The organism is Lederbergia citrisecunda (assembly GCF_018343695.1).
GTDB lineage: Bacteria > Bacillota > Bacilli > Bacillales > Bacillaceae_C > Lederbergia > Lederbergia citrisecunda.
This window is the reverse complement of the sequence record NZ_JAGYPJ010000001.1, coordinates 4,060,669-4,076,501: the sequence shown is the minus strand read 5'-3', so window position 1 is coordinate 4,076,501 and position 15,833 is coordinate 4,060,669. Positions and strand designations below refer to the sequence as shown.

The 15,833-nt window shown below is 37.6% G+C and carries 17 protein-coding genes; 8 read left to right on the top strand and 9 right to left on the bottom strand.

Features of this window, described 5'->3' with window-relative positions; translation table 11 throughout:
- Position 1: 1 nt before the first annotated feature.
- From KHA93_RS20045 to KHA93_RS20030, 4 genes are all read right to left on the bottom strand, one after another.
- The gene (locus KHA93_RS20045; RefSeq protein WP_213112331.1) at positions 2-661 is read right to left on the bottom strand and encodes a Type 1 glutamine amidotransferase-like domain-containing protein; all 660 of its coding nucleotides are present in this window, start codon (positions 659-661) and stop codon (positions 2-4) included.
- A gap of 24 nt (positions 662-685) precedes the next feature.
- The gene (locus KHA93_RS20040; protein WP_213112330.1) at positions 686-2,014 is read right to left on the bottom strand and encodes a (Fe-S)-binding protein; all 1,329 of its coding nucleotides are present in this window, start codon (positions 2,012-2,014) and stop codon (positions 686-688) included.
- Entirely contained in the window at positions 2,011-3,423 is a 1,413-nt protein-coding gene (glcD, locus tag KHA93_RS20035; RefSeq protein WP_213112329.1) for a glycolate oxidase subunit GlcD, read from the bottom strand. Before glcD ends, KHA93_RS20040 begins: the two co-directional genes overlap by 4 nt.
- 90 nt (positions 3,424-3,513) lie before the next feature.
- Positions 3,514-4,626, bottom strand: a complete 1,113-nt coding sequence (locus KHA93_RS20030) for a CdaR family transcriptional regulator (protein WP_213112328.1) — start codon at positions 4,624-4,626, stop codon at positions 3,514-3,516.
- Between the two features lie 103 nt (positions 4,627-4,729).
- On the opposite strand from KHA93_RS20030, the gene KHA93_RS20025 reads away from it, so the two are divergent.
- From KHA93_RS20025 to KHA93_RS20015, 3 genes are all read left to right on the top strand, one after another.
- Positions 4,730-5,371 (top strand): DedA family protein, encoded by a 642-nt coding sequence (locus KHA93_RS20025; protein WP_213112327.1) that lies wholly within the window; start codon positions 4,730-4,732, stop codon positions 5,369-5,371.
- Positions 5,372-5,475: 104 nt separating this feature from the next.
- A complete protein-coding gene (locus tag KHA93_RS20020) occupies positions 5,476-6,435 on the top strand; it encodes a C45 family autoproteolytic acyltransferase/hydrolase (protein ID WP_213112326.1) in 960 nt (319 codons plus the stop codon).
- 48 nt (positions 6,436-6,483) lie between these two features.
- Positions 6,484-7,278: an AAC(3) family N-acetyltransferase gene (locus KHA93_RS20015; RefSeq protein WP_213112325.1), complete on the top strand. Its 795-nt coding sequence runs from the start codon at positions 6,484-6,486 to the stop codon at positions 7,276-7,278.
- A 462-nt stretch (positions 7,279-7,740) separates the two neighbouring features.
- Here the strand turns inward: KHA93_RS20015 and KHA93_RS20010 are convergent, their stop codons facing one another.
- Positions 7,741-8,499, bottom strand: coding sequence for a class I SAM-dependent methyltransferase (locus KHA93_RS20010; protein WP_213112324.1), 759 nt, complete (start codon positions 8,497-8,499; stop codon positions 7,741-7,743).
- Positions 8,500-8,671: 172 nt separating this feature from the next.
- Here KHA93_RS20010 and KHA93_RS20005 point away from each other — a divergent pair, with 172 nt between their 5' ends.
- Both KHA93_RS20005 and splB read left to right on the top strand, forming a co-directional pair.
- Positions 8,672-8,923, top strand: a complete 252-nt coding sequence (locus tag KHA93_RS20005; protein ID WP_213112323.1) for a transcriptional regulator SplA domain-containing protein — start codon at positions 8,672-8,674, stop codon at positions 8,921-8,923.
- A complete protein-coding gene (gene splB, locus KHA93_RS20000) occupies positions 8,916-9,944 on the top strand; it encodes a spore photoproduct lyase (RefSeq protein ID WP_213112322.1) in 1,029 nt (342 codons plus the stop codon). The genes KHA93_RS20005 and splB overlap by 8 nt, the downstream gene beginning before the upstream one ends.
- Positions 9,945-9,984: 40 nt before the next feature.
- Here splB and KHA93_RS19995 read toward each other — a convergent pair whose 3' ends face one another.
- On the bottom strand, positions 9,985-10,575 hold the full coding sequence (locus KHA93_RS19995; RefSeq protein ID WP_213112321.1) for a TetR/AcrR family transcriptional regulator: 591 nt from the start codon (positions 10,573-10,575) through the stop codon (positions 9,985-9,987).
- A 146-nt stretch (positions 10,576-10,721) separates the two neighbouring features.
- Here KHA93_RS19995 and KHA93_RS19990 point away from each other — a divergent pair, with 146 nt between their 5' ends.
- The 3 genes from KHA93_RS19990 to KHA93_RS19980 are packed head-to-tail and all read left to right on the top strand — an operon-like array spanning position 10,722 to position 13,518.
- Positions 10,722-11,615, top strand: coding sequence for an ABC transporter ATP-binding protein (locus KHA93_RS19990; protein ID WP_233711234.1), 894 nt, complete (start codon positions 10,722-10,724; stop codon positions 11,613-11,615).
- The gene (locus KHA93_RS19985; protein WP_213112319.1) at positions 11,615-13,219 is read left to right on the top strand and encodes an ABC transporter permease; all 1,605 of its coding nucleotides are present in this window, start codon (positions 11,615-11,617) and stop codon (positions 13,217-13,219) included. Before KHA93_RS19990 ends, KHA93_RS19985 begins: the two co-directional genes overlap by 1 nt.
- 50 nt (positions 13,220-13,269) lie before the next feature.
- Complete coding sequence (locus tag KHA93_RS19980) at positions 13,270-13,518, top strand: YkuS family protein (protein WP_213112318.1); 249 nt, start codon at positions 13,270-13,272, stop codon at positions 13,516-13,518.
- 112 nt (positions 13,519-13,630) lie between these two features.
- Here KHA93_RS19980 and KHA93_RS19975 read toward each other — a convergent pair whose 3' ends face one another.
- The 3 genes from KHA93_RS19975 to KHA93_RS19965 form a co-directional block, all read right to left on the bottom strand.
- Positions 13,631-14,401 (bottom strand): MerR family transcriptional regulator, encoded by a 771-nt coding sequence (locus KHA93_RS19975; RefSeq protein ID WP_349772365.1) that lies wholly within the window; start codon positions 14,399-14,401, stop codon positions 13,631-13,633.
- 91 nt (positions 14,402-14,492) lie between these two features.
- On the bottom strand, positions 14,493-14,846 hold the full coding sequence (locus KHA93_RS19970) for a hypothetical protein (protein ID WP_213112316.1): 354 nt from the start codon (positions 14,844-14,846) through the stop codon (positions 14,493-14,495).
- 49 nt (positions 14,847-14,895) lie between these two features.
- Positions 14,896-15,789 (bottom strand): helix-turn-helix domain-containing protein, encoded by an 894-nt coding sequence (locus KHA93_RS19965; RefSeq protein ID WP_213112315.1) that lies wholly within the window; start codon positions 15,787-15,789, stop codon positions 14,896-14,898.
- Positions 15,790-15,833 lie beyond the last annotated feature (44 nt).

The following is a 15,833-nucleotide window of genomic DNA, read 5'->3' as shown; positions in this document are numbered from 1 at the left end:
TTTAATTTATCTTTTTTATCATTTCATTCTCCAAACGATAAACTCCTTCACCTTCCATAGCTTCAAGATTTCCGTTTAAGAAATAGGCACATGTATTTTCGTCAATACCGTAATACTCATGATCACTAAAATGACTAGCGGCATTTCTTAAATGATGTTCCTCATTCCATTGCGAAAAATGGACCGCAATTAATACATCTGATATTAATCCTAATCCTCTTCGATGTTGAAATTCATTTTGCACATTATCTTTTGGGGAAATAACGCACAGCTTCGGACTTATTAATGCACCTGCTGAAAAACCTGCGACTGGGATACCTTGTTCATATCGATCTTTTATGACATTAGAAATGTCCGTTTCAACGATATAATCTGCATATAAATTCGTATCTCCGCCTCCAATCATGATCCCTGCACTTTTAGAGAGACAATCGATTACTTGTTCAATGGGTGTAGCCGGAAGTGGCAAATAGTAAAATTCACTAATACCCAATTTTTCTAATTCTCCTGTATAAACAGGCATATAATCCTCCCAGCCATCTCTTTCAACAAATAAAATGGAGATCGGACCTTCCGGATGGGAAGTTTTATTTGCAAATAATTCTGCCATGTTCATAGTGAAAGGAGGGCCGCCACCGAAAAGAAATAAATGATTATCCATGTTTTCCTCCTTGTTTTTTTATTATTAATCACATGCCTCTAACAACAAATCTACAATATGGATCGCGCGGACTCTATCTGATAGCCCTTCTCTTTCGATCCCAAGCTTCATTTGAAGCAGGCATCCGGGATTGGCTGTTACAATTGTGTGGGCTTCTGTTTCTGCCACTTTTTCCATTTTATGATCCAAAATTTTCATCGACATCTCGGATTCTATAATATTATAAATCCCCGCTGAGCCACAGCAGCTATCGGCTTTTTCCATTTCTCTAAAATTTGCCCCTTGGATAGCGGAAATGAGGGCCCGTGGTGGTAAAAATGTTTTCATGACATTGCGTAGATGGCAGGAGTCCTGATACGTAACAATTTGATTTTTAAGAGAAAGTGGAACTTGTTTATGAAAATCCAGCTCATATAATATTTGTGATATATCCTTCATTTTTGCTGCGAACTCTTTTGCGCGGCCAGCATACTCGGGATCATCCTTCAGCAAGTGATCATAATCGATTAAAAAAGCACCACAACCACCCGCATTCACAATAATGTAATCTGCATCAGTATTCTCAAATGCATCAATATTCCGCTTAGCTAGTTCCTTCGCTTTATCCATTTCTCCACTATGCCCATGCAAAGCCCCACAGCAATTCTGCCCCTCGGGAATAACGATTTCACATCCTGCCTTTTGTAGAAGCTTTAAGGTAGCATCATTCGTATCCATAAACATCGTATCCATTAAACATCCGCGAAAGAAGGCCACTTTTGCTTTAAATTGATACGTATTTGCTGATAGATTCGTAGGTCTATTTTTCATCGTTTTTCGCGAAGGCACGTCAGGTAAGGCCTTTTCCATTTGCCTGAGATGTTTAGGAAAAAGCTTTATAAAGCCTATTTTTCGAGTTGCCTTTTGTAAACCACTCCGCTGATAAAAACTAAGCAAGCCAATAGCATTTGCCATCCGATTCTGATGTGGAAATAATCCTTCAAATATCGTTTTGCGCACCATTTTTATCGGAAGGGAATGACGATTATACTCATTAAATATATCTCTTGCATCTTCAAGCAAATGTCCGTATTGGACACCTGCCGGGCAAACCGGCTCACACGCACGACAGCCGAGACAAAGATTTAGCGATCTTTCCACATCATCATCTGGAGAAATCAAGCCATCATGAACGGCTTTCATCAAAGCAATTCGCCCACGCGGTGAGTGAGTCTCATCAAATCCGGTTTCAATATAAGTTGGGCAAGCTGGTAGGCAAAAACCGCAGCGCATACAGTTTAGCAGTTCCGTTTCATCCATTCTTTCTTTAAATGCTTCCTGAATCGCTTTTTCCCTTTTCGTCATTTCAATCATCGGCTTACCACCAGCCGTTTCCGTGTTTCTTTTGCAAAAATTTTCCCTGGATTCATAATGTTATGAGGGTCAAATGATTGCTTGATTGCCCTCATGATCAAAATTCCTTCTGTACCGAGCTTCCATTCCAAAAATGGAGCCTTCATCATCCCGACTCCATGTTCCCCTGTAATGGTCCCGCCAAGTTCAATGGCTTTCGCAAAAATATCTGCAAATGCAGCATCCACCCGTTTCATTTCCTCTTTATCCCTAACATCTGTTGGACAGGTAGGGTGCAAATTACCATCACCCGCATGACCGAACGTACAGATCGTGACATTGTGCTTTTCGGCAATTTCATTAATGGCTTTTACCATATTAGCGATTTCCGAGCGTGGAACGGTTGCATCTTCAAGAATGGTCGTCGGTTTTAATCTTGCCAATGCAGAAAGAGCCGACCTGCGAGCTTCTGTTAAGGCTAGGGCCTCTACTTCTGTTTCTGCAATTTTTACTGAAACAGCTCCTTCTTTTGTGCAAATATCCGCCATTTTTTTCATATCCCGCTCCACAATCTCATGTGGTCCGTCTTGCTCAATTAAAAGGACCGCCTCCACATCAGTTGGAAGGCCTATTTTCGCAAAATCTTCAACTGCTTTTAATGTTGGTTGATCTAGGAACTCTAGTGTTGCTGGAATAATTTTTGATGAAATAATTTCCGAAACAGATCGCGCTGCTGCATCCATATTTTGATAAAGTGCAAGCATTGTCTGTTTCGTTTCCGGAATCGGAATGAGTTTCAATGTCGCTTCTGTTATAATGGCTAGGGTTCCTTCCGAGCCAACAAGAAGCTGGGTCAAATTATAGCCCGCCACATCTTTGGCCAGTTTTCCACCGGTTCGAATAATATCCCCGTTCGGTAACACAGCTTCTAGAGCCATGACATAATCAGCCGTTACTCCGTACTTTAAGCCACGTAAGCCACCTGAGTTCTCATTAATATTGCCGCCAATGGTTGATATTTTCATTGAACTCGGATCGGGTGGATAGAATAGTCCTCGCTTTTCTACTTCCCGTATCATATCTTGCGTAATCACACCTGGTTGAACGGTTACCGTTAAATTTTCCTCATCAATTTCGAGGATTTTGTTCATATGTTTGAATAAAAGAACAATCCCACCCTCAGTTGGGACCGTTCCTGCACATAAATTAGTCCCTGATCCACGCGGAATGATTGGAATCTTCTCATATCGGCAAACGTTTACAATTTCAGCTATTTCTTCTATATTGCGCGGTGCAACTACCAAATCAGGCATTGACTGATAATTTGGTGTAGCGTCATATGAATATACTAGGCGACCAGCTTGTGAAGCGATTACATTTTCTTCTCCTACAATCGAGGATAGCCTCTCCTTTATTTGATCCGTAATCATTCTTTCACACCCTTTTCAAGCTTTCTATTTATCTTATAAGATTGTTACATACAATTCTATGTGCAAAAATGTAAAATCCAATAGATAATTTCATTGTTTTTTTGGATGTTCATACAAAAAACGGAGAGCTAAATAGAGATTGACGATATCTGGAACCTTTTTCAAATCTAGGCCAGTGATGTTTTCCAATTTTTTAATCCGATAATGCAGTGTATTAATATGTATATGTAGAGCCTCAGCTGTAAGTTTGATAGACATGTTTTTCTCAAAATACATATAAAAAGTTTCAAGTAACTCTTCATTATGAATGACACCTTGTAAAATTCGCTCCGTGAACTTCTCGCACGAAGCTGGACTAATTTCCTCTAAACATAGTTCCAAGCGCAGGTCTTCTTCACATACAATGTCGTTCGTTTTTAATGCCACTTTTAATGCGCGTTCTGCCTGTTCATATCCATTTGCCATCTGTGAGCTTACCACTGGCTGGCTGACACCGATAGATACATCTGTGTTCCAAGTCGACGTAATATACAATTTTAACTGTTTCAGCCTTTCTACCATATGCCTCACATTATCTTTTTTATCGTGATGAATGAAGAGAAGACGGTTATTTCCCCAAGGAATGAATAAATCTTCACTAGAATCATCCCAAATATACGTAAGTTCACTCATTCCTTTTATGATAAATTCGGGCTGCTCGTTTAACTGAATTAATACGAGTCTTCTATCTAGTTGAAGATTAATATTGAGAATTTTTGCAAACTCAATGAACTCTGGTGACCAATCCTTCCGCTGAATCCAATCATACACAAATGACTCTATCATTCTAGAGCGCCATTGCTTTTGTTCCGAATAATAGTTTTCCTGTATAAGTAGCTCCGTCATCTTTTTTAACAACTCACCATAAGGAAAGATTAGTTCTGGTTCACCAGTTATGCCAATAACACCAATCACTCTATCTAGGAAAAAGATTGGTAAATTCACTCCAGCTTTCACACCTTGTAAAGTGGCTTCATCTTCTTTTTTAATGATAACCTTTCTTTTTTCCTGAACGCTTATTAAAGCACCTTCATGGAACTTTCCGACCCTTTGTTCATCAGAACTGGCCATAATAATGCCATCTTCATCGACAATGATAATATCTTTATCAAACAACTTCATAACTTCATCAATAATTTTCTTAGCAAGATAAGCTGAAAGCATGATTTCGTCCCCTCACTCTATTGTAGCACTTGCGGTATATTCGTAAAAAGGCGATAATGTGTTGTGTACCTTTCTACTAAATACTTAAAAAGGATTTGGAATCGTGAATATTATTAAAAGTTTAATTAGTTTCATTTTACATATTGATGAACATTTAATCGACATCATTCAAATATTTGATATATGGTCCTATGCGATTTTATTTTTAATTGTCTTTGTTGAAACAGGTGTCGTAGTCTTTCCATTTTTACCTGGAGATTCTTTATTGTTTGCGAGTGGGGCTTTTGCGGCAGTCGGTGCATTCAATATCGTTTTACTGTTGATTGTCTTTTTTAGCGCGGCAGTAATTGGAGATACCGTCAATTATCATATTGGAAAAAAAATTGGAACATCGATTCCATCAAATAGCTGGATCGGCAAGATGATCAACAAAGAAAAAATGGAAAAAGCAGAGGAATTCTTTAAGAAGCACGGTGGTAAAACCATTATATTCGCTCGTTTTATGCCATTTATTCGTACATTTGCTCCATTCGTAGCAGGAGCAAGCCGAATGAACTATCGTTATTTTATCACCTATAATATTATCGGCGGTGCGATTTGGGTGTTGCTTTGTACAATCGCCGGGTATTTCTTCGGTAATATCAAAATCATCAAAAATAACTTCTCCACGGTTATTTTGCTTATCATCTTTATATCTGTTTTACCTGCAATCATTGGCTTTGTAAAAGAGCGCTTCTCAAAATAAAAATTACTCGGACTTCATTGAGCAAATGAAGTCCTTTTTTTTCTATTCATATATGATAAAGTATTTCTACAATTCATATAATCTCTACGTAAAGGAGTGGTCATGTGTTATCTATCCAACAAGTAGTGATTTCTGGTAATTATTACGAAAGTGGCCTTGCTATAGGTGCCATGGTAAAAAACTCTATAGCGATACAAGCTCAATTCAAGGAGTTACAAAAAGCATATCAATTGCAACAAAATGCGGAGGAAATAAAAGAGGTTTTGAATATTTATTGTCCTCCCCTTCTTGAGGAACTGCAGGGCATTATCGATGGCTCTGGATTTCCGGAAGCTGACATCCTTCGTTTTCTTGCCGGATACGACATGCCACAGCTTGCAGAATTAGGATGTACTAGTTTCATTACAAGCGATTTTTATGTGAGGAATTATGATTTCAGTCCAAGGGTCTATGATGGCTTATTTATTAAGAACGATACAGTTTACGGTAATGCCCAATTTCTAGTCGGTCGATTGGACGGAATGAATCGTTCAGGATTAGTCGTTGGTTTACATTTTGTCAACAATGAATTTTATAAAAAAGGCTTTGTATGCAGCACGATCGTGAGAATTGTTTTAGAAATGTGCAAAGATGTGGATGAGGCTATTCAATTATTGAAAGAATTACCTCATGCTGCTTGCTATAATTACTCTCTGCTAGATGGAAAAGGAAACTTTGCTGTCGTCGAAGCTTCACCTGAAGATGTTCAAATCTTAACGCGTCCAAACGAGCTTGCCTGCGTAAACAAATTCCAGACGAGTAAAATGGAGGGGTACAACCGAAAATGGGTAGGCTCATCAGATGACCGTTTAGCAGTATTAGAAAAAGCTACCTCCTCCCAAACTGTAAAGGAGCTTCACGATTGGTTCAGCAAAGCGGACTCTCCTTTATTTTATACGAATTATGATCAATTTTTTGGTACACTTTACACAGTCTCTTATATTCCGAATGAAAGGAAAATCTACCTTACTGCTGCAGGAAGCGAGGAGCGACTTTCAATCGAAATGAAATCGGATGTTTTGTAAATATAAGACCTCCAATCAAGATGAGAAAGATTAGAAAGGACATCAGAAATGCATACGAAAGAAAGCTTGATAGAAGATTTGTATAATCTAGGAATTAATCCGGAGGGAACATTAATAGTCCACTCTTCTTATAAAAAAATTGGTCCTGTTGCGGGAAGAGCGGATACTGTTTTGGATGCCTTTCAGGAATATATGAATGACGGCCTTCTCGTTTTTCCGACTCATAGTTGGTCATATATTAATACGGGAAATCCAATTTTTTCAGTAACGGACTCTCCTTCCTGTGTAGGCATATTAACGGAATTATTCCGAAAAAGACCGAATGTTCTTCGTTCTGCGCATCCTACCCATTCTGTTGCTGCCTTTGGAAAAGATGCTGAAGCTTTCACATCAGGAGACGAATATTGCACCACCCCTTGTGCACGTGAATCAGCATGGGGCAGGTTGCTAGACCGGAATGCTCAAATCTTGCTAGTTGGGGTTGATTTGACAAAAAATACATTTATCCACGGAATTGAAGAATGGGCCAATATTCCCGGCAGGTTGACCGACATGCACAAGCCCCTTCAAACGATTATGATGGATGGCCGTATCATTGATGTTCCATCTCAAAGGCATTGTGGTGAAACTTGGTCCGATTATTTTTGGAAGGTTGATGACATTCTGTTACGTCGCAAAGCAATGACTAAAGGGAATTTCGGAAATGCGGAAACAAGGGTATGTGATGCAGGTAAAACTACCGAAGTATTACTAGAAATGCTACAGGACATCCCTGATCTATTTTCGAATAATGACCCACTTGATGAAAAAACAATCATCAAATATTCATACACAACACAATAAGCTCAGAAAAATTAAAATCAGGTGGAATAAGGCAAATAATTTTCCCACCTGATTTTGCGTTTTTCCGGTAATTGTTGCTTTCTCAACCCTATAAATAATTAGTTGATATTAAGCGGTGCTTTACATATATGATCAGACATTTATGAACTGTTCAGTAAAAATAAGTGAAAAGATTATTTTCCTAAAGCATAAAAAAGACTAGTATATAATATATTGGTAAAAAATTCCTTTTATTAAAATAATGCACTAAGAGGATTCCCGAACAGCGGGATGAAGATGAATACAGCAACTAAAATACCTGCGTATAAAAGAAGAACTTTCTTTTTCTTAATCACCTTCACACCCCCTAAGCACCTTAGCTTAACAATTAAAATTGAGAAACAAATCCAAAAAACAGTACGTTTTCAGATAAGTAACAGCCTGTTAAAAACTACCATAGTGCGTATTAGGAATCTTACTCTTTTAATCTACTTCTCCTTCAAACGTAATGATTTCATTTGCACTGGTTGGGTTCTTTTCATATGTATACCCAGATGAAACGGAAACGTTTGTAAATCCAATATCACTTAAAATCAGTTTAAATTCTTCAATTCCATACCAACTCAATACTAATCTTTGGAGCTCTGTATCTATTAGCTTTCCGTCTTTCCATTTTTCATACCTAAGATGTGTTACGGTTCTTTGCTGAACCCAATCAAGTTCAATTGATCTACCTTCAAGCGTGATTCCTTCACCATTAGGAAAAGAAATGACACTATTAGATATATCCCCTACTTTAAAATCATTAGGTAATCCTAGGTCAATAATAATTCGGCCGCCAGGTTGCAAGTGATTTTTAAAACATGTTAATGCATTTAGCGCAGCTCCCCTTGTTTCTAGTAAACCAAAAGTGCCTGTCGGCATAATAATCGCTTCGTACTTATAAGGCAAATGAAAGTCCTCAAGCAAACCTTCATATAACTCGGGATGGAAACCTCTATTTTCACAACGCTCTTTGCAAGACTTTAACATATCTGCAGAATAGTCTAGGCCATCTACAACAAATCCTTTTTCCAAAAGTGGAATCAAAAATCTCCCTGACCCTACTCCCGCTTCCAAGATTCTTCCATGAACATGTTTTAACCGATCTAAGTAATATTCGATATCTCCATCTATCGACATTCCAACGGGCTTTGTAAAATCGTAAAACTCCGTACAAAGTTTTCCATAATTGCTAAACATTATGTATTCCCACCTCTCCTATTTATCATTATAGAATATCACCTAATATTAAAGTTATATTTTTTAAATTTAGTGAAAAATTTGTAGTCTTTGGATGAGTGAATAAAGTTGATGATTTTATGCATAGTATTAACACATTCAATTATTACTTATTAGGAAGTAGGACGATCATATGCTAATTAATTTCAACCCAGGTCAAATTGTATATGTCATTTATCGTAATCCTCATACACAGGACGTTGCAAATATTCAAGAAGCCGCTGTCGTTCAAGCTCCCGATTCTCCGAATCAATTAGCACTTTTTCTATACGAGACGTATTACCCCATTTCCGAAGATTTAGCCATTTATCAATCAAAGGAAGAGGCAGAACAAGCTTATTTCGAAGCATTTGGTTCTGCTGATATTGAGGAGTATTATGGTTAAACCATTTATCCCCCAATTGGTCTATTTTGAACCGGGTGCTCTTGAATATCCACTTGGAAAGACATTAGTAGATAAATTTAATGAAATGGGAATTGAAACGAGACAAACGACATCTCATAATCAGATCCGCAATTTACCTGGTGAAAACCATTTTCAAAAATACAGAATTGCCAAATCTACGCTTGTTGTTGGTGTGAGAAAAACGTTGAAATTTGATACGTCGAAGCCATCTGCTGAATATGCGATTCCTTTTGCGACTGGTTGTATGGGGCATTGTCATTATTGTTATTTGCAAACGACGATGGGAAGTAAGCCATATATTCGAACGTATGTAAATGTCGATGAAATCCTTGAAGCGGCAGAAAACTATATGCAAGAACGTGCACCAGAGGAAACAAGGTTCGAAGCATCCTGTACGTCAGATATTGTTGGTGTTGATCATTTGACGCACACGTTAAAAAAAGCAATTGAATATTTCGGTCGATCGGAATTTGGAAAATTACGGTTTGTTACGAAGTTTGCCCATGTCGACCATCTGCTTGATGCCAAACATAATGGTCGAACCCGGTTTCGCTTTAGCATTAACGATGATTATATTATTAAGTATTTTGAACCAGGAACATCTCGATTAAATGAAAGGATTGAAGGAGCAATAAAAATAGCGAATGCTGGCTACCCTCTAGGCTTTATTGTAGCCCCTATTTATTTGCACGACGGTTGGAAAAAAGGATATGAAGAAATGTTTCAAAAGCTTGAAGCAGAGCTACCAAGCTTTGCTAAAAAGAATTTAACATTTGAATTAATTCAACATCGCTTTACGATGCCAGCTAAACGAGTGATCCAAAAAAACTACCCCATGACCAAGCTCGAACTTGACGAGGCAAAGAGGAAATATAAATGGGGAAAATATGGGATAGGTAAATATGTGTATAAGGATGAGGAACAAGCTGATATTAAAGATACACTCGGCGGTTATTTGAAAAAATATTTTCCAGAAGCGAAACAGGAATATTTTACATGACTTTCTATCCAGGATACGGAATCTTTTACCGTATCCTATTTCATTCATCCCCTCTTTTGCCCATAATCCCATAAAATAAAAGCTTCATTAAATCTTCCGTCATTGGCAGGACCTTTTGATAAACATCCTCACGCTGCATATATTCCATCATCATTTGAATATAAAATAATATGACTTCATTTGATAATGCAGGATCAATGTAACCATGTTCTTTCCCTTCATTAAACAAATCAATAAAACGAGGAAAGGCTTTTTCCGCATAAAGATTCTCCATATAGCTCATTCCCTCTGCATATTCCTTCATAAAATACTGATAAAAGTCCTCATGAATATTGCTAGCCGCTTCCTTCTTGTTGAAAATAATCCTTTTAATTTTTTCAGGAAATTTAAGATTGCTCTTAAGTAATTGTTCGTATTCACACCACTCTTTATCTATGTAAAAAACGATGACCTCATGAACTAAATTATCCTTGCTCTCAAAGTAATTATAGATCGTCACTTGAGATACACTGGCTTTCCTCGCGATTTCCGCTATGGATACTTTTTGAACGCCAAATTCCATAAATAATGCTAATGCTGCACTTAAAATATCTGCTTTTTTCATTTCTTTACGGCGTATAAATCCATCCATTTTTTTCACCTCCCTTTAAGTTTAATGAAAGTTTTGTAATAAAACAATTAATATATTTCATAAATATATTGAAACAGAATCATTTTATATATATTATGAACTATATAAAGTAAAATATTTCAAAACTTATGGGAGTGGTGAGTGGATTGAACATATTAGAAACATCCAACTTAACAAAACGATTTGGAAATTTTACTGCATTAGACGGAGTTAATATAGAGGTGAATGAAGGTGAAATTTTTGGGTTCATAGGTCCAAATGGCGCTGGAAAATCTACAACGATCCGTGTGCTGCTCGGAATTTTAAAAGCGACGGAAGGTGCAGCCAAGATTTTCGGTTTTGATGCATGGAAAGATGCTGTTGAGATTCACAAACGTATTGCTTATGTTCCTGGAGACGTCAATTTGTGGCCAAATTTAACAGGCGGAGAAGTAATCGATTTATTTGTAAAACTTCGAGGCTCAAATCATAAGAATCGACGCGAAGAACTAATACAACAATTTGATTTAGATCCTACGAAGAAGTGCCGAACTTATTCGAAAGGAAATAGACAGAAGGTTGCATTGGTGTCTGCTTTTTCTTCGGATGCAGACCTATACATTCTAGATGAGCCAACATCTGGCCTCGATCCATTAATGGAAAAAGTTTTTCAAGAATGTGTGATGGATGCCAAAAAAGCCGGAAAAAGCGTGCTGCTTTCGAGTCATATTTTATCTGAGGTCGAAAAGTTGTGTGACAGAGTTGGGATCATTCGGGAAGGAAAAATAATTGAAACAGGGTCCTTAAATGAATTACGCCATTTAACGAGACTAAATCTTATCGTTGAAACGAAACAGATCATGACAACTCTTCATGAACTAAAAGGTGTTCACGATATTGTTCGAAAAGAACAGTTCCTTTCATTCCAAGTAGATTCGGAAGAATTGGACAGTGTCATGAAATATATCAGTCAGTTCGGGATCGTAAAATTAGAAAGCACACCGCCAACATTGGAAGATTTATTTCTGCGCCATTACGAAGGGTCTCGAGGTGAAGCTTAATGGCCCATAAGCTCTATAATCAGACTGGCGGCATTACACGCTTTATCATTCGGAGAGATCGTATACGAATTCCTATTTGGCTTATTTCTTTAGCTTCTATAACTTTTTTGGTTGCCTTTGCTTTTAAAGATTTATATGCAACAAATTTGGATAGACAGGCAATTGCTGAAACAATGCGGAATCCTGCCATGACTGCAATGGTAGGTAAAGGCTATGGACTGGATCACTATACAATTGGAGCAATGATGGCACATCAAATGCTGCTATTTACTGCTATTATTGTAGGTCTTATGAGCATTTTACTCGTGGCCCGTCATACACGAGCAGATGAGGAAGAAGGGCTGATCGAATTAATTCGCTCGTTGCCTGTTGGCCGATTGTCCAATTTAAGTGCTACTATTTTAGTTTTAGTTGGTACGAATGTGCTATTAGCACTTTTAATCGGATTCGGATTGTATGCTTTAAGAATTGAAAGTATGGACTTGAATGGTTCCCTTTTATATGGAGCCGCATTAGGTGCAACAGGGATCTTCTTCACAGGTATTACAGTCGTGTTTGCTCAGCTAGCGGAAAACTCACGCGGTACGATTGGACTTAGCTTTGTCGTATTAGGTGTTTCTTATTTGATCCGAGCAATCGGCGATGTAAGTAACGAAACCATGTCATGGTTTTCTCCACTAGGCTGGATATTAAGTTCGGAAGTGTACGTCAACAATTATTGGTTGCCGATATTCCTTACTGTCGGAGTATCAATTGTTTTATTTATTCTTGCTTACTATTTAAATGCGATTCGTGATTTAGGTGCAGGATTTTTACCATCCAAACCCGGAAAGAGTCATGCGTCCGTACTTTTACAAAGTTCACTTGGTCTGAACATTCGATTGCAACGAACAGGAATCATCTCCTGGGCAATTGGAATGTTTATCTTAGGGGCATCTTATGGATCTGTATTAGGTGATCTAGAGTCATTTTTAAAAAATGTTGAAATGATGGAAGAAATTTTAACATCCGTAGAAGGTTATTCTCTGACGGAGCAATTTATTTCGATGCTAATGTCCATATTGGCGATGATTAGTACGATTCCAGCATTAATGGCAATCTTAAAGTTAAAAGGAGAGGAAGGAAAAAATCGAACTGAGCACTTGTTAAGTAGAGCTGTTTCACGTTCGAGACTTTTGACTAGTTATGTAATCGTATCGTTTGGAATTGGTTTTCTCACTCTATCAATGGCTGCCATTGGATTATGGTCTGCGGGTGCAGCCGTAATGGATGATGGGATTTCCTTTAGTACTATTTATGGTGCTGCCATCGCCTATCTTCCAGCGATGTGGACAATGATTGGCTTAGCGGTTTTGTTTCTCGGATTGGCCCCTAGGTTTTCCGGACTCGCTTGGATTTACTTGCTTTACTCATTCATTGTTGTTTATTTAGGCAGATTGCTTCAATTCCCAGATTGGATGAGCAATCTATCACCATACGGCCTCATTCCACAACTTCCCGTTGAAGACATGGACTTTATGATTGTTTCAATATTGACATTCATTGCGATAGTGATGTCTAGTTTAGGTTTTATTTTTTACAATAAGCGAGACATTGACGGGTGAATATTTCCATTATAAACAGGAAAACTAGGTTGGAAAGGGAGGTGTGCATTGTGGCAAAAATCGGTATCGAGCCAGCATTAACAAATGTACAACAAGCACTTCAAGAAAAAGGGTACGAAGTAATTACAGTCCATAACGAATCTGATATTAAAAATGTAGATTGTTGTGTCGTATCAGGTCTCGATTCAAATTTTATGGGAATCCAAAACATTTCCATAGAAGGGTCGATCATTGATGCAAATGGTATGTCCGCAGAAGAAGTCTGTCAGGAAGTTGAAAATAAATTAAAACTTCATTAATTGTCGTGGAAAAAGAGCTTGGGGTCCCAAGCTCTTTTATCAGTCGTGATTGGATTTGAATCGAGACACATTTACTTCTTTTTGACGAGCTCTGTCTCGATTGGATGCGAAATTATTTATTGGTTCGGTCTGCAAAAACGGCCATCGAATCACGCATGAATTCGGCTAAGCCCTCACCAAATTGGTCAATATTTCTCGTAAAACGTTCATCATCGACATACATTTGGCCTAATCCTTTAAACGCGTCGAGAGAATAATCCCCAATAGTTTTTAAAAAATCATACCATTCTTTTATTCCTTCCTGAGCTTCTTTTGAATCAGGTGCAGTATGGCGAATCGCTGCAAGTTTACGATAAATTTCATTAAACCTTTCTTCAAAATCCTTCTTTTCACTCTTGGACATATTGCCTATTTTTTGCTCGGATTTATCAACAGCTTCATCCCCCCAACGTTCACGTGCTTCTTGCTCGTACGGATTTTGGCTGAAATCAAAGCCTTCGAACTTTTCCTTATTAGACATGTAAATATCTCCTTTCATATACTTCATCGTCTTTTCCACCGTCTCAATCATCCGATCAAGCCGCCTCCGCTTCTCAAGCAACATTTTTCGGTGCATCAAAAGTGCCTCATATCGATCAAACGATGGACTACTGATAATGTCTTTAATTTTCTTCAAAGGGAAGCCCAGTTCTTTAAAAAATAATATTTGCTGCAGCGTCTCAAGATTTTCATCTGAATAAATTCGATACCCCGCCTCCGTCGTTTCCTCAGGAATTAACAACCCAATCTCATCATAATGATGCAGTGTGCGCACACTGATCCCAACCAAATCAGCCACTTCTTTTATTTTCAAACTGTTTTTCCTCCCTTCTTTTTTAACTATAAGGTATCACGTAACGTGAGAGTCAATGCATTTTTTATTATTTTTTCCATAAAAAAAAGCAACGAAGCATTGAGTGCTGCGTTGCTTTAGGTTATGCGAATGTTTTAGGATTTACACTGTATTGGGTTGGTAGGTCAGGCAGTGGATTTCCTGCAACTATAGGGTCTACGCTATATTGAGTTGGTAAATCAGGTAACGGTTTTCCTTCAACTATTGGATTTACTCTATATTGGGTTGGTAAATCAGGTAATGGATTTCCTGCAACTATTGGATTTACTCTATATTGGGTTGGTAAATCAGGTAGTGGCTTTCCTGCAACTATTGGGTCTACACTATATTGGGTTGGTAAATCGGGTAGAGGCTCCCCTGCAAGCTCTGTACCTAATGAACCTCCCAGGCCAAATAAACCTAATGTAAGAGCTGAAATAAGTATCAGTTTCTTCATTTTTATATCTCCTTATATATATATTATTTTACTATTCCAAATTATATCATTAAGTTGATAATTTTTCCAACTCTGCTTCCACTAGACTACTAAACACTTTATTTTCTTGTAAGTTAAAAATATTTAGTGCTTTTGTAAGATATTTAATACCACGCTCTTTATTGTCTAATGCTAAGTTATTTGATGCTGTCTGATAAAGAAATTCACCAAGTAAGTATAAGACATCATCGTTAATACACTGTTGTATTCCTTTTTCACTATAAATTAAGGATTCCTCAAATTCTTCTAATCTCGATAGGGACTGTGATAATCCAAATAGTACCCTTAATCGAAGTTGTGGCTCTGCCAAAGCAGGGAGTTTATCTATATCCTCTAATATCTCTTTTAATAATGTAATGGCTTCCTCAAAGTTCATATCATCTTTTTCTATCAATGCTATTGCCATTTTAATTTCTATTTCTCTTTCAGAAAGACCTTTTCGCAGTGGATTTGTCATGTCCAACGCATCATTTAACATCAGAATAGATGACTGCTTATCTCTTTTCCCTGGTTCAGCTAGATTGTATAAACAAATCGCCTCATGCCAAAGTAGAAATTGCTGGCTGGATGAAAAATTAAAGAGTGGATTATTTTTTTCTCTCTGCACAATTTCGTTGATAGCTTTATAGTTTCGTTCTCTTCTATACTTATTAATCAACCCACTAACTGCTGATACGTAACTAGCAGAGTCCGCTGAAGTGAAATCAAAGAAGTCACTTAATTTTACATTTAGTTTATTGGCCAACCTAAATAGTTGATCAATTGTAGGAACTTGCTTGTTTTTTTCCATTAAATCGAGTTCCTCAACGGAGCAAATCCCTTCCGCCAATTCATCTATAGCCAATCCTTTATTTACCCTTAACGACTGTAGGATTTCACCAATATTTATGAAATTCTCGCCCATATATGCTTTACCCCTTTGTCAAAATAACTTTAACATTGAGTTCT